Source organism: Campylobacter showae, from assembly GCF_963515975.1.
GTDB classification, from domain to species: domain Bacteria; phylum Campylobacterota; class Campylobacteria; order Campylobacterales; family Campylobacteraceae; genus Campylobacter_A; species Campylobacter_A showae_F.
Genome location: NZ_CAUPZM010000002.1, coordinates 132,840 through 147,601, shown reverse-complemented (window position 1 = coordinate 147,601; position 14,762 = coordinate 132,840). Strand labels below are relative to the sequence as shown.

9 protein-coding genes are annotated in these 14,762 nt (G+C 48.7%); 4 read left to right on the top strand and 5 right to left on the bottom strand.

The features are described from left to right. Window positions 1-1,453: acetolactate synthase large subunit (locus RWM02_RS01425; protein ID WP_314068639.1), on the bottom strand; the 1,453-nt coding region annotated here is incomplete at its 3' end. A 703-nt stretch (window positions 1,454-2,156) separates the two neighbouring features. After that, complete coding sequence (gene flgH / locus RWM02_RS01420) at window positions 2,157-2,858, bottom strand: flagellar basal body L-ring protein FlgH (RefSeq protein ID WP_314068637.1); 702 nt, start codon at window positions 2,856-2,858, stop codon at window positions 2,157-2,159. Between the two features lie 62 nt (window positions 2,859-2,920). Between flgH and pta the strand changes: the two genes are divergently transcribed. From pta to RWM02_RS01405, 3 genes are all read left to right on the top strand, one after another. After that, complete coding sequence (pta, locus tag RWM02_RS01415; protein ID WP_314068636.1) at window positions 2,921-4,306, top strand: phosphate acetyltransferase; 1,386 nt, start codon at window positions 2,921-2,923, stop codon at window positions 4,304-4,306. Continuing rightward, window positions 4,306-5,505 (top strand): acetate kinase, encoded by a 1,200-nt coding sequence (locus RWM02_RS01410; RefSeq protein ID WP_314068635.1) that lies wholly within the window; start codon window positions 4,306-4,308, stop codon window positions 5,503-5,505. The genes pta and RWM02_RS01410 overlap by 1 nt, the downstream gene beginning before the upstream one ends. 292 nt (window positions 5,506-5,797) lie before the next feature. After that, a complete protein-coding gene (locus RWM02_RS01405) occupies window positions 5,798-6,748 on the top strand; it encodes a DUF3137 domain-containing protein (protein ID WP_314068634.1) in 951 nt (316 codons plus the stop codon). Between the two features lie 142 nt (window positions 6,749-6,890). Here the strand turns inward: RWM02_RS01405 and RWM02_RS01400 are convergent, their stop codons facing one another. Continuing rightward, window positions 6,891-9,890 (bottom strand): molybdopterin-dependent oxidoreductase, encoded by a 3,000-nt coding sequence (locus tag RWM02_RS01400; RefSeq protein ID WP_314068633.1) that lies wholly within the window; start codon window positions 9,888-9,890, stop codon window positions 6,891-6,893. 10 nt (window positions 9,891-9,900) lie between these two features. After that, window positions 9,901-10,641, bottom strand: a complete 741-nt coding sequence (dsrO, locus tag RWM02_RS01395; RefSeq protein ID WP_314068631.1) for a sulfate reduction electron transfer complex DsrMKJOP subunit DsrO — start codon at window positions 10,639-10,641, stop codon at window positions 9,901-9,903. Between the two features lie 167 nt (window positions 10,642-10,808). Between dsrO and RWM02_RS01390 the strand changes: the two genes are divergently transcribed. After that, complete coding sequence (locus RWM02_RS01390; protein WP_314068629.1) at window positions 10,809-11,873, top strand: tyrosine-type recombinase/integrase; 1,065 nt, start codon at window positions 10,809-10,811, stop codon at window positions 11,871-11,873. Between the two features lie 219 nt (window positions 11,874-12,092). Here the strand turns inward: RWM02_RS01390 and RWM02_RS01385 are convergent, their stop codons facing one another. Beyond that, the gene (locus RWM02_RS01385; RefSeq protein WP_314068627.1) at window positions 12,093-14,666 is read right to left on the bottom strand and encodes an ATP-dependent Clp protease ATP-binding subunit; all 2,574 of its coding nucleotides are present in this window, start codon (window positions 14,664-14,666) and stop codon (window positions 12,093-12,095) included. Window positions 14,667-14,762: the final 96 nt, after the last annotated feature.

Sequence of the window (14,762 nt, the reverse complement as noted above, 5' to 3'; positions counted from 1 at the left end):
AAAATGTCTGCCACTGGCGCACCATGCCTAGGAAGTTGTTATTTAAGATGATGTTGATGACAGGCTTATCTATCTCGGTGGCGGTCATCAGCTCTTGGATGTTCATTAGGATCGAGCCGTCGCCGGTGAAATTTACGACGATATTTTCAGGCTTTGCTATCTTTGCTCCGACTGCTGCGGGTAGGCCGTATCCCATAGTCCCCTGGCCTCCGCTAGTTATCAGCTGGCGCGGCCTATCAAACGGATAAAACTGCGCGACCCACATCTGGTGCTGGCCGACGTCGGTGGCGACCAGGGCGTCTTTGCCTGATTCTTTTAAAATTTTAGCCGTTTCGCGTACGACCCACTGCGGTTTTAGGACTTCGTCGCTATCTTTGTAGTCTAGCGGATTTAGCGCGCCATATCTAGCCAATATCTCGCGCCACGCGGTCAAATTTTGCTCGTTTACGGTTACTTTTTCCAGCATCTCTTCTAGGACGAAATTTAGATCGCCCACGATCGGGAAGTGCGCATTTACGATCTTTGAGATCGAGCTAGGATCGATATCGACGTGGATGATTTTGGCGTTTTTGGCAAATTCGCTTAGCTTGCCCGTCACGCGGTCGTCAAACCGCACGCCAAGCGCGATGATGAGATCAGTCTCGCTCATCGCCATATTTGCCGCGTAGCTACCGTGCATGCCGACCATCGAGAGTAGATTTTTATCCTCGTGCGCTAGGGCGCCAAGCCCCATCAGCGTTTCGACCGCTGGGATGCCCGTTTTTGCGCTAAATTTACGCACGAGCTCGCTAGCGTTCGCCGCTACGACTCCGCCTCCTAGATAGAGCAGCGGGCGTTTAGCCTCGGCGATGACTTCGAGCGCCTTTTTGATCTGTTTTGCGTTACCTTTGTAGGTCGGTTTGTATGTCGGCATCTTTATCTCGGTCGGGTAATCAAAATCCCCCACGGCCGCGGTTATATCCTTTGGGATATCTACGTGAACGGGCCCAGGACGTCCCGAGCGAGCGATATAAAAGGCCTCTTTTAGGATGCGGGGTAGCTCCTCGATACTGCGCACGAGGTAGTTATGCTTCACGCACGGGCGAGAGATGCCCACGGCGTCGATCTCCTGAAAGGCGTCCGTACCGATAAGCGAGGTCGGAACCTGGCCGCTGATTAATATAAGCGGAATACTATCCGAGTATGCGGTGGCTAGGCCGGTGACCGCGTTTGTAAAGCCGGGGCCGCTCGTCACAAACGCCACTCCGACCTTGCCGCTAGCGCGCGCGTAGCCGTCTGCTGCGTGCACGGCGGCTTGCTCGTGACGCGTCAAAACGTGCTTGAAATAACTCTGCTTATACGTCTCGTCGTAGATGTTTAGCGCCGCGCCGCCCGGGTAACCAAAAACCGTCTCTACGCCCTCTTCGCGCAAGGCTTCCATCACCATGCGCGAGCCAGAAATGCCTTTTATCATCTGTATCGCCTTTTGATAAATTTGACCCCGATTATACAGCTTTAAGGTTTAAAAACGCGTAAAATCAGGCTTAGAATTTGGGCGGTACTTTTAAAGGGCTCAAATTTGAGTAAATTTATGAGCGAAATTTAGAGGGATTCAAATTTGGATAATTTTTTAAATTTTACGCGCCTAGACCTGCATCTTTAAAACGCTAAATTTGGTTTGGTTAAATTTGGTGTTGTGCACTAAGCTTTTTGTGTAAGCCAATCATTCTTGTTAAGGGGGAAGGGGCTTTAATTACGCTCTGCTTTGCAGTTGCGAGGCAACGCCGAAGCAAAAGAGCTCCCTTTTTCTTTTTTTTTGGGAGAGGAAGGGGTTTCTACTTACGAAGCGTCGCCCCTTCCTCTCCCAAACCCTCTCTAACCCCACTGCACGTGAGAAGTTGCTGCGCTGTGCGCAGATTTAGATTTGACGCTATCGCGTCGCGGATTTTAAATTTAAGTTTTCAAGGTACGGGTCTCGGCGAGTAAAATTTGAAGCTGAAATTTGTAAGTTTGACTTCAAATTTGAGCGTAAAACTATAAGGCGAAGTATCGCGAGATGGATTTAAGGGTTGCGACGTAAAAATTTAGCGAAGATAAGACACGTAGTCTATCGAGCTAAATTTTTACTAGCTCCGTTAAAGACGCTCGCGAGACAAGCCGCCAAAAAACAAAGGAGACTAAAAAGGCCAGATCGCCTCCATAAGCTTCGTCCCCCACGGCTTCCTCGTCGCCCTATCCACGTCGCCTTCGGTTTTATATAGGATCTTAGCGTCGGCGATGTAGCGCGAGTCGATCTCGTTGGCGTTTGAGATGTCGTACGGGCGGATCACGCCGCTAAGCTGCATGATCTGCTTTTCGCCGTTTATGAGTAGCTCACGCGAACCCTCGATAAAGTAGTTGCCGTTTTCTAGCACCTTGATGATGCGCGCTGAAATCGTAGTCGTAAAGGCCTCTGCGCGCACGCTAGATCCTGCGCCCGTAAATTCGTTTTTATTGCCCGCGCTAAAGCCGATATCGCCGGCTTTGTTTAGCTGAGTAGCCAGCGTAGATAGCGGCGCGGAGCCCGCGCTAAATAGCCCTCCGCCGAGGCTTATCGTGCTGTTTTTGCTCGTGTCGTGCTTACCGCTGGAGCTTTGGTTGGCACGCTCGCTGATGACGACGGTTACGATATCGTTTACGTTCATCGCCTTGCGGTCGGCAAAAAGCGGGTTGTCGCCGCGACCAAAAAGACTGCCCGCGTTTGGTTGGTTATTGACCTGTTTGGCGGGAAGCTGCTCAACGTAAACGGGCGGTTTCATATCTATGCGAGGGTCGGCGCTAGGCAAACACCCGCTCAAAAACGCTGCTGCAAGGGCGCAAAAGTAAATATTTTTTCTCACGCTTTACCTTAAAGTGAAAATTTTACGATAAAATAAGCAAATCAAGTTCCAAAAGGAAAATTATGGCCGATTCTATCCTTGCGCTTGGCGCGAATTTTCAAGAAATTTACGAAATTATATCAGCAAAATTTAAAAATGTAGCCGTTTTTGACCCCATCAATGATTTTTACGGACTCGAAAATGCCAAAAAAGCCTTTGAAAACGGTAGCGAGCGTGAGTTTTTTAAAAGCATGATAGATGAGTTTGGCCGCCTAGCCGGGAGCGCTGATTTCGTACTCGTTAAGTCTGCAAAAAGTATCGCAAATATCGGCGAAATAGAGCTAAATTTACAGATCGCTAGAAATTTAAACGTTCCGGTTTTTTGCCGCGAAAATTTGAGCTTTTTTACGCAAAACTCAAAACTAATCGTAAGCGGAAATTTGGATGAAATTTTAAGCGTAAAGCAAGATATAATCACGCCTTTGAGGTTTGAAAATTCGCTATTTAAACTCGCCGCAAAAGATAAAAAAACCATCGTTTTACCAGAAAGCGAAGACGAGCGGATACTAAGAGCTAGCGAAATTTTACTAAAAAGCGGCGCGGTAAATTTGATCCTTTTGGGCGACGAAAACGAAGTTAAATTTGGAGCGGAAAAACTAGGCGTAAATTTAAGCGGCGCGAGATTTATAAATTTAGAAAAAAACGAGTATGCAGATCGCCTAACCGCCGCGCTTTTTGAAGCTCGCAAAAGCAAGGGCGTGAGCCTAGAGCAAGCCCGCGAACTCGTGCGAGATAGGACGTACTTTGCCACGATGCTAGTGCAAGAAGGCTTAGCCGATGCCATGGTGAGCGGCGCAAACACGACCACGGCGCACACCATCCGCCCAGCTCTTCAGATCATCAAAACGCTCCCAAATAGCCCGCTGGTTTCAAGCTCGTTTATAATGTGCTTTGACGAGGAGATCCTGATCTACGCCGACTGCGCGATAAATCCAAATCCGGATGCCCAGCAACTAGCGCAAATCGCTCTAGCCTCGGCTGATACGGCGCGCGCTTTTGGACTAGAACCACGAGTAGCGATGCTAAGCTACTCTAGCGGAGATAGCGGCAGCGGTGCTGATATCGATCTGGTTAGAAGCGCTGGCGAGATAGCGCACGATCTAGCCCCCGCCCTAAAAATCGAAGCTCCCGTACAGTACGATGCGGCCATAGATCCGGCTGTAGCGCGCAAAAAGCTACCAAACAGCGACGTAGCGGGTCGCGCGAACGTTTTTATATTTCCAAATTTAAACACAGGCAATATCGGCTATAAAATCGCGCAACGAAGCGCAAACTGCGTCGCCGTCGGACCGATCTTGCAAGGTCTAAAAAAACCCGTAAACGACCTAAGTCGCGGATGCGGCGTGGGAGACGTCGTAAATACGGTCCTAATAAGCGCGATACAAGCCGCAAACGAAGGAGAAAAATAGTGAAAATTTTGGTTTTAAACTCAGGTAGCTCGTCGGTTAAATTTCAGCTTTTTGATATGAGCGACAACCGCGTCATCGCTAGCGGCCTAGTCGAAAAGATCGGCGAAACGAGCTCCTATGCCAAGCTAAAAGACGTCGGCTCAGATAAAATTTACGAGGAGCGTGCACCGCTAAAAGACCACCACGAGGGGCTTGAGGCGATGAGGCGGCTGTTTGTTAGCTCAGATATCTTGCATGATTTTAGCGAACTAGACGGTATCGGGCACCGCATCGTGCACGGCGGCGAGAGCTTTAGCGACTCGGCTCTAGTTACCCCAGACGTGATCGCCAAAATCGAGCAAAACTCCGTTCTAGCACCCCTTCACAACCCGGGCCACCTAGCCGGCATCAAAAATGCAATGCATGAGAGTGGTAAAAAGGTGCCTCACGTCGTCGTTTTTGATACCGTGTTTCATCAAACTATCCCTGAGTACGCCTACCGCTACGCTCTGCCATTTGATCTTTGTAAGAGGCTACATATCCGCAGATACGGCTTTCACGGCACTTCGCACCACTACGTGACCAAAAAGGCCGCCGAGTATCTAGGCGTGCCGTATGAGAAATTTAACGCCATCTCGCTGCATCTAGGCAACGGAGCCTCTGCCTGCGCCGTACAAGGCGGCAAAAGCGTCGATACCTCGATGGGTTTAAGCCCGCTAGAAGGCCTGATAATGGGCACTAGAAGCGGCGATATGGATCCAGCGGTGCTTACATATCTTTTAAATTTAGGCGAGCTCACGGCCGAGGGCATAGACGCGTTTTTAAACAAAAAAAGCGGACTGCTAGGCATCTGCGGCTCAAACGACATGCGTGAAGTGGTCGTCAAGATGCAAGGCGGCGACGAGCGCGCACATCTAGCATTTGAGATGTTTTGCTACCGCATCAAAAAGTATATCGGCGCATATTACGCGGTTTTGGGCCGCGTGGATGCGGTAGTTTTTACCGGCGGCATCGGCGAAAACGCCCCGTATAGCCGCGAGAAAATCTGCAACGACCTAACGCACATGGGTATCAGGATCGATCACGAGCTAAATTTTGCCGCAAGTGGCGGTATACGAGATCTAAGCACCCCTGACGCAACGGTAAAAACTCTCGTCGTGCCTACTAACGAGGAGCTAGAAATCGCGCTAGAAACAAAAAGGGTGATAGAAAATCTCTAAATTTGAGCTTTTGTCTGTGTGGCCTGCGCGGAGTAGTAAGCTTTCGGCGGGCCTCTTTGATTTAGCAAGCTTTGCGACCTGCAAATTTGACGAGTCGCACCAAGGCTCGGTCAAATTTGATATTAAATTTACGCTCAAAAACGGCGGCAAATTTCAAAATTTGCGCCAAGTCAAATTTGACTCCAAATCTCTCAAATTTTAAAAATCCTCGCTCAAATTTACTCGCCCGATTTACTTTATTTTAAGTCGTGCTCGGTCAAAATTTACGTAAAATTTAATCAAAAGCGACCACATGACCCTTTCGCAAGCATTTATATTAACCAAAAACAAACAAAAAGAGTGCCGAGCTAGAGTCGCGGTATCTCCAACAAGCGTTATTTTGGGCGTCGGCGTCATAGCGCTCTTTTTTATCTTCGGAAATAGATTCGATAGCGATCAGCTCTCGTCATTTGGCTTTATGATGGTGTTTTTGCTTGTTTTTTCTCGTTATCTTTTTAAAATACTTAATCACATCGAAAAAGTAGAAAAAGCAAAAGAGGAGTACAACGAATTCTACAAAGAAGTTTTCGTCCGCGCGCTCATCGGTGAGATCGACGAGAGCTTTATGTATAGCGCTTACGGCGGTATCTCGCAGAGCGAATTTAATGCGGCCGGGATTTATAAACCCAGCACGTTTTATAGCGAAGATAGCGTGCGCGGTGCATATAAAGGCGTCAAATTTAACCTGTGCGAGGTGATCAATCACGAGCGCGAATATCCGCGCGTAAATAACAAATACGTCGCCGCGTTCGTCCTGCTAAAGTATGCGTTTGACAAGTATTCGGACTTCAAAGGTAGCGTGCTAGTTTGCGAGTTTAACAAGAAATTTCACGGCAAAACGGTCGCCGTGAGTAAGGATTTTAATACTAAATTTCTAGGCGACAAAGAGTTGCTCGACGATGTCAAATTTAACGAAAATTTTAGAGTTTTTACGACCGACAAGGTGGAGGCGAGGTATCTGCTCACGCCTGCGTTTATGGGCAAGCTAAATATACTAAAAGCCTACAAAAACACGCTAAAATCGCCCAGCGTAGCCTTTATGGATAACAAATTTTATCTATTTTGCTTTAGCAGGAGAAATTTTTTCGAGGGGCGGCTTTTTGATAAACTAGACATCGCCGAGGCTCGCCGCGAGCAAAGATACGTCAGGCAGATGCTTAGCGTCATCGACGAGCTAAATTTGAGCTTAGATATTTATAGGTAAATTTGCCTCAAATTTGCGCTGACTGCCTTAAAAATACTGCAAATTTGACGCCGTCCGCGATAAATTTTACGCTACTTTAAATTTACCGCCCAAGCGTCAAATTTGACGGCGACCCAGCTAAGCCAGGGCCGCCGCATTAAATTTAGCCGATTTTACGGATATTTGCAGGTAGCGCCTGTCTAGCGCAGGTGCCCACTAGCCAGTCGTTTAGGCTAAATTTGCCCTTTCGTTTCGGATCTAGTAGGCCTAGCTTGTTGTGATTTACCCCTTTTTCCGCGCTTTCTAGCCAAAAGGCCGGTTTGCCGTCGACAAAATGCACCCTAGCGCCAAACTCGTCGTGTCCAAAACCGTGCTCGAGGCTGATGACGCCGCTAGCAACGCCGTTTGTTACAAAGGCCTCGCCTGTTTGCGAGCCGTACGGCGTCGTGATCTTGACTTTGTCACCCGTCTTGATACCCTGCTCGCTCGCGATATCCTCGGCAATCCTTACGAAATTTTTCGGATGTATGGCGCGTAGCTTTGGACTAACGATCGTGTAGTAGTGCTGGATGTTTGATTTTCTCGAGCTTACGAGGTATTTCCACTCTGATTTTGGGAAAAACTTTTCCAGCGGAGTGCCGTCGCTAGCCACAGGCAGAGCGAGGCTAGGAGTGCCCGGCATGTACTCGCCCGTGATAGAGTGTCTGTGTCCGCCAAGCGGCTCGTAGTAGATCGCAGCAGGCGTAGCGGCCGGGACTTTTACCGTGGTTTTATCGCCCTTGTACGCACTCTCGTAGCTGTCAAATCTACCGCCCTTTGCCAGTACGTGCGCGACTTTTGGTTTTTCCTCGTCTTTTAAAAACGGCTCTAGCTTTTTCATGGTTTTTGAAATTTTACTTAGCTTTAGATCCTCTTTGTCGATGTCCTTCACGCCGTCTCCGTCAAAGGCCAAATTTGCCAGCGCCGCGGCGTAATACTGCTCTTTCGTATCCAGATCCATCGGCTTTCCGTCTTTGTCTTTAAAGGCGCCTTTGCCAAATCCCTTTAGTCCGAGCCTCTTTGCCACCGCGATGTAAAAGGCCTCTACGTCGATTAGCGTGCCGTCTGCGGCGCGGTCTTGTTTAGCGGCGACGGCCGGGTAGCGCACGACCGAGGTCTTAGCTATCGTGCCCCAGAGCGAGTTTGGAAGCGCCCAGTTTTCGAGATTTACACCGTCTGGCACGATGTAGTCGGCGTAGGCGTTGGTCTCGTTCATAAAGGCATCGATACCGATGAAAAGCGGTAAATTTTTGCTATCTTTTAGCGCTTCAAGCACTGCGACCTCAAGCCCCGCCTGTCCGTACATAACGTTTGTCATGTAGTTTATAAACGCTTTTACTTTGTACGGATAGCCCGCGGCGTGACTGGTGAGCGTTTCGTTTACTAGCGGCATCGAGATAGGATACCACGGCTGCTGTGCCGGATAGCCGCTGCCCCCGGCTGCCACTTTACGTTTAAACTCCGAGCTCGTTTCGTAATACTTGCCCGAGCGGGATAAATTTAGCCCGTTTGGCTTGTATGCGCCCTCGAAGCTCTCCAGATCGTATCTACCTTTTAAAAACTCATGCGTGCCCGCGCTTGCGTTTACGTTACCGCCCTTGTAGCCGTAGGTGCCCATAAGCGTGTTTAGGCAAAATATCGCGTACGTGCTCATCGCCGCTTGCGTGTGCATCATGCCGCCGTGGACGTTAGTGCTGACTTGCCTGCCGTTTTTGGTGAAATTTTCGCATAGCCAGAGGATATCGTCTACGCTCACGCCGCAAATTTTAGAGTACTCTTTGAGGCTGTGTTTGTAGGCTGATTCTTTTAGTAGCTGCATAGAGCTTTTGACCTCGACTTTTTTGCCGTTAAGTAAAATTTTGCCCTTGTAGTAGAGTTTGGCTGGCTCGTTTATCTTGTAGCTTTGGATTTTGCCGCTTTGAGAGCAGACCTGCCACTCGTCGCCTATGAGCGCAAATTTGCCGTAGTCTGGGTGGCCTTTTTGCGTGATGACTAGGTGGGTGGCGTTGCACCAGTGTATTTCGCCCGCTAGCTTTGCCTGCTCTAAATTTGGCTGCACGAGGTAGTTTGCTGCGTATTTTTCGTTTTCTATGATCCAGCGTATCATCGCCATAGCAAGCGCGGTGTCGGTGCCGGGTTTTATACCGATCCAGCGGCCTTTGTCGGAGGCGGCGAATTTGACGGCGTTTGTTAGCGTCGGATCTACCACCGCATAGCTGAAGTCATCGTTTGTACTTCTTGCGTGGGCGACCATTTTGGCTTGCTTTTGGAACGGATTTCCGCCGTTTGCAGGCGAGGTGCCCCAGTAGATGGTAAATTTAGAGTTTTCGTAGTCGGGCTTAGTATGCGCAAAGCCCTTTGCGTTGTGCGCGATCTTGCCGCCGACTCTAAAACCGCCGCCGCAAATACCGCCGTGCGAATAGTGATTTATAGTGCCGAAAGATTTTTTGATAAAGCGATCGACGATATCCGAGCGTCCGTCGTAGAGATAAAAGCTCAAAAGCTGGTTGCGCTTGGTGCCGTATTCGGGATTTGCCTCGTCGATGAGCTCGTCTGAGTGTATGGCCCTAAGCCCGTCCACGTGCCCCTCGCCGAAAAGATCTCCGCCCTCGACGACCTCCTCTATGAGCTGCTCGAAGCTGATCTTTTTCCACTTGCCCTCGCCTCTTTTGCCCACTCGCTTAAGCGGCGATAAAATCCTAATAGGCGAAGCTATCATCTCGGGTAGCGCCGCGCCTCTAGCGCATACGGTGGCGCGCCGATCGTCCTCGCCGCTAGCCGTTGTTGCTAGCAACGCGTCGTTTATCGAGGTGTCATAGCTCGCCCAGTGCACGTTTGATAGAGGATGGTATGGGTTGCCCGTACATCTTAGCACGCGGTCTGCTTTTTCGTCCACGTGTAGCCTTAGTCCGCACTTTGCCACGCAGCCGTGACACATAGAAAATACCACGCTATGCCCGTCGTTCATCGAAATTTTGCCGTCTTTTACGCTAAATTCGGGCTGTAGCGAGCTACCCTGCGGTTTATAGTCGTCTTTTATTTTTCCCGCGTCGTCCGCTACCGCAGCGGTCGCGCCCACGGCCGAGATCATCGCCGCGTTTTTTAGAAATTCTCGTCTTTGCATTATTTTCTCCTTACAGCGCGATCTCTTCGCTCCAGCTGATCGCTTGCTTGTAGCCGTTTTTAGCCAGCAACTCCTTATCGTTTTTAGCCAAAATTTCGCTTACGCCGTGGTAAAAAACCTGCGGATGCGTGTTTTTCGGACTATCTAGCACCATCGTCTCGTGGGTGGCTAAAAATTTTCTAATATTTGAGTTTTCGTCGTTTAGATCGCCTATTATGCGGCTTCCGCCCACGCAGGTCTCCACGCACGCAGGTAGCAATCCCTCGCGCAGTCTGTGGTCGCAGAAGGTGCATTTATCGACTTTATAGGTCTGCATGCTAAGGTATCTGGCGTGATACGGACAGGCCTCGGCGCAAAGCGCGCAGCCGATACACTCGGCGCTATTTACTTTGACGATGCCGTTGCTTCTTTGGTAGCTCGCTCCCGTCGGACAAACGTCGATACAGGCGGGATTTTCGCAGTGATTACAAAGGCGCGGTAGCGAGGCGATAACGGCGCGGTTGCCGTCTTTGTCGCTAGCTTCGTACTCCGAAACGATCGTCCTAAAGGCGCCTGCTTGGACGTTGTTTTCCATAGAGCAGTTCATCGTGCAAGACTGACAGCCCACGCAGCGCGTAAGATCGATGACCATGCCGTAGCGCGGACCTTTGGTTTTTTCAAAAGTATTCGTAGCGGCCCTGAGCGCGGTTGCCGCTATAAAAACACCCGCCGCAGCGATAAAGCTACGACGCGAACCTAGCGTTGATTGCATTTTTTCTCCTTTGAATCAAAATGGTTTCGTAACTTTATCACAATTTAACTTAAATGATAATATTAATATTTTAATTAAAAGTGTTTTTTAGATTACCCAAAAATTTATTTTTTAGAAGCGTTTGGTTATAATGCTTTTCAAATTTTTATAAATTTAAGGAAAAGATCTTGAAATACGCGCTTGATTGCAAGGATGGTTTTGAAAACTCGTTTATATTTTGGCTCACGAGATACGTCAAATTTAAGCTTAGCTCGCTCTCAAACAAAGAACTTCGCGACCCAAAGGCGCTAGTAAGCGTAAATTTCGCTCTTAGCCGCGAGATAAAAAACATCGATCAGCTCGACGGCCTCGTAAAATCGGCTAGAAACGCGGGGCTAACGGGTATAAATACATACTTTAATCCGCTTAAAAAGATATTCGAGACGCTCAAATTTTACGAGCTGGAGAGCCTAAAGCAGATCGACGAAGAGCTGCTAAGCGAGGTGCTGGCTAGCGTCACGGGCGGACTTAGCGACGCGAGCAAGAAAAACTACCGCATAAGCGCGATAAATTTTTTCGCATTTTTGGATAAGCAAAACGAAGAGGACGGCAAGGCGCACGTCTTTGACATCGAGCTAAAAAACTGGGGCGGCGTGGGCGGAGCGCGCGGGCAAAAGCTGCCTGAGTTTATGAGCGAGGATGAGGTCAAGAGATTTTTGGAGGCGATCGAAAATGCGGACTTTAAAAGCAATGCCAATCGTAACAAGCTCATCATCAAAATTATCATTTTCACCGGCATCCGCGTGAGCGAGGCGCTAAGCCTAAAGCGCAAAGACATAGCCGAGGACGGCGAGCTCTACGTCATAAGAATCCGCGGCAAAGGCAACAAATACCGCGTCGTCATGATCAAGCGCCGCCTCATCGAAGCCCACCTAGACGCGATCGCGATAAACTATATAAATAAAGAAGGCTATCTTTTTATCAACAAAAAAGGCACGCGTCTAACGCAGGCATATGTGAGCCGCATTGTCGAGCAGATACTCTTTAAAGCCGGAATCCGTAAGGAAAAAAACGGTGCTCACATGCTGCGCCATACCTTTGCCACGATGCTTTACAAAAAGCAAAAAGACCTGGTTTTGGTGCAAGAAGCGCTCGGACACGCGAGCCTAAACACTTCGCGCATTTACACGCATTTTGATAGCGAAAAGCTAAAACTCGCCGCACAGGTAGCCGAGGAGCTAAGCGGAGAATAGCCGCTAAATTTGAGCGGTTTTGGTAAATTTGACCCGGACTTCTAACGGTGCGCGAACTTGCTAAATTTGAAATTTAACTAAATTTATTCGCCGCTTGCGAGTCAGTATGCTGTTTTTAAATTTGAGCAGTCTATACATAAGATAATTGCGCGGCTAAATTTAAAGAATTTGACGGGAGAATAAAAACGGCCGCGCCTGAAACGCGACCGCAAATTTGGTTTAAATTTTAGAGATCGTTATTTTTTCTTTGTCGCTACCGATTACGATTTCATCGCCGCTTTCAAGCTCGTCGCACAGGATCATATCGGCTAGCGGGTCTTCCACTAGCTCGTAAAGAGCTCGGCGCAAAGGTCTAGCGCCGTAAACGATGTCAAAGCCCGCGCCTGCGATAAATTTCTTTGCTTCTTCGCTTAGGCTTGCCTTGATACCGCGATTTTGCAGCGTTTTTTCAAGCTCTTTAAACATTATATCTACGATTTTTATTAGTCCGTCTTCATCGAGCGGATTAAAGATTATCGTGTCGTCAAGACGGTTTAAAAACTCGGGTTTAAAGTAGTTTTTAAGCTCGTTTTTGACCGCTTGCTCGCGCTCCTCGCCTTTTAGATCCATGATGAAATTCGACGCGATGTTGGACGTGAGGATGATGATCGTGTTTTTAAAATCGACCGTCACGCCTTTATTATCAGTCGCCCTTCCGTCGTCTAGGATGCCTAAAAGCACGTTAAACACGTCCTTGTGAGCTTTTTCTATCTCGTCAAAAAGTATGACGCTATACGGACGTCTTCGCACGGCCTCGGTTAGCTGTCCGCCCTCGTCGTAACCCACATATCCGGGAGGCGCTCCGAGCAGGCGAGAGACGCTGTGTTTTTCCATGTATTCGCTCATATCAAAGCGTATGAGCGCGCGCTCGTCGTCAAATAAAAATTTAGCCAAAGCCTTCGCCGACTGCGTTTTACCCACGCCCGTAGGCCCTAAAAACAAAAACGATCCGATCGGCCGCGCGCCCTCGTTTAGGCCCGCTTTGTTTCGCTTGATGGCTCTTGCTAGAGCGTGCAGCGCGGCATCCTGACCGACGACGCTTTCGCGCAAATGCTCCTCGATCATCAGATATTTTTGCTTTTCGCTAGTTAGCATTTTGCTGACTGAAATTCCCGTCCATTTGCTTAGTATTTCAGCCACCAGCTCCTCATCGACCTGATTTTTGAGCAGCACGCCTGATTTTTTCATCTCGTCCCATTTTTTTTCGAGCTCTTTTTGGCGGTTGGCCGCTTCTAAAATTTTGCCGTATTCTATCTCGGCCGCGCGCTGCAGATCGCCGTTTCTACGCGCTATCTCGGCCTCGCTTTTTAGGCTATCTATCTCTTTTTTTGCTTTTGAGATACCGCCGAAAACCGCCTTTTCGTTTTCAAATTTACCGTCAAGAGCGTGTTTTTGTTCGTTTAGATCTGCGATTTCTTTTTCGATTTCGCTTAGGCGAGCGGCGTTTTTGGCCTCGTCTTCCATTTTTAGCGCCTCTTTTTCGACTTGTAGCGTTACGATCTCGCGCTTGATGCGGGCGAGTTCGTACGGCTCGCTTTCTATCTGCATTTTGAGCTCGGCTGCGGCCTCGTCGATGAGATCGATCGCTTTATCGGGCAAGAAGCGGTTTGAGATATAGCGGTCGCTTAGCTTTGCCGCCGCGACCAGCGCGCTATCGGTGATCGTCACGCCGTGGTGCACCTCGAGGCGCTCTTTTATGCCGCGTAAAATTTGAAGCGCTTCGTTTACGCTAGGTTCTTTTACGTCGATAGGCTGAAAGCGGCGTTGCAACGCAGCGTCTTTTTCAAAATACTTGCGGTACTCTTTTAGCGTCGTAGCGCCTACGGCGTGCAGCTCGCCTCTAGCAAGCGCCGGTTTTAGGATATTTGCCGCATCCATGCTGCCTTCGCTAGCGCCAGCACCCACGATGGTGTGGATCTCGTCGATAAACAGGATGATATTTCCAGCGCTTTTTACCTCGTTTATGACGGCTTTTAACCTGTCTTCAAACTCGCCGCGGTATTTTGCGCCCGCGATCAGCGCGCTCATATCGAGTGCTACTACGCGTTTGTTTGCTAGACTAGTGGGTACGTCTTTTGCCACGATTTTTTGCGCTAAGCCCTCTACGATAGCGGTTTTACCCACGCCCGGCTCGCCTAATAAAATAGGATTATTCTTGCTTTTTCTTATTAAAATTTGCATCATGCGCGTGATCTCCTCATCGCGCCCGATAACCGGATCAAGCTCCTTATTTAGCGCCTTTGCGGTTAGATCGATACCGTACTTTTCAAGACTATCTAGCGTCTCGTCACTGGTTTGGCTATCTATCTTGCGCCCTGCCCTGATGCTTTCTAAATTTTTACGGATTTCTAAAACGTCGGTAAATTTGCCTAAAATTTGCTTGATCTCAGGCAGCTCAAGCGCCGAGATAATCCACGTATCTACCGCGATATAGCTATCTCCCATGCTCACCATCAGAGCTTTTGCGCTTTCAAGAGAGTTTATGAGCTCCTTTGAAATTTGCACGTTTTCTTTGCTCACGTTTGAGCTTGTCGGTAGCTGCGCGGCTTTGCTTTTTACTTCAAGTTCCACCGCATCCTTGCCGACGTTCATTTTGTTAAAGACTTGGTTGAGTAGCGAGCCGCTATCTGCGACCTGAGCCCAAAGCAAGTGAAGCGGAAACGTTTGCGGATTTTTCGCATGTATCGCTAGCGCGACGCCCTTTTCTACCAGCTCTTGCATTTGTGCGGTTAAATTTTCGCCTAAATTCGCCATTTTTTCTCCTTTAGTTTATATTGAGCGTATTATATAACTTTAGTCGATTATTGTCAAGTTATCTAAGTGATACAATATAAATACTTACGAAATAAA

Bases quoted from the DNA above. Each gene is read 5' to 3' on its own strand.
- pta (WP_314068636.1), top strand. From the start codon at position 2,921: ATGGCCGATTCTATCCTTGCGCTTGGCGCGAATTTTCAAGAAATTTAC.
- RWM02_RS01405 (WP_314068634.1), top strand. From the start codon at position 5,798: ATGACCCTTTCGCAAGCATTTATATTAACCAAAAACAAACAAAAAGAG.
- RWM02_RS01400 (WP_314068633.1), bottom strand. From the start codon at position 9,890: ATGCAAAGACGAGAATTTCTAAAAAACGCGGCGATGATCTCGGCCGTG.
- dsrO (WP_314068631.1), bottom strand. From the start codon at position 10,641: ATGCAATCAACGCTAGGTTCGCGTCGTAGCTTTATCGCTGCGGCGGGT.
- RWM02_RS01385 (WP_314068627.1), bottom strand. From the start codon at position 14,666: ATGGCGAATTTAGGCGAAAATTTAACCGCACAAATGCAAGAGCTGGTA.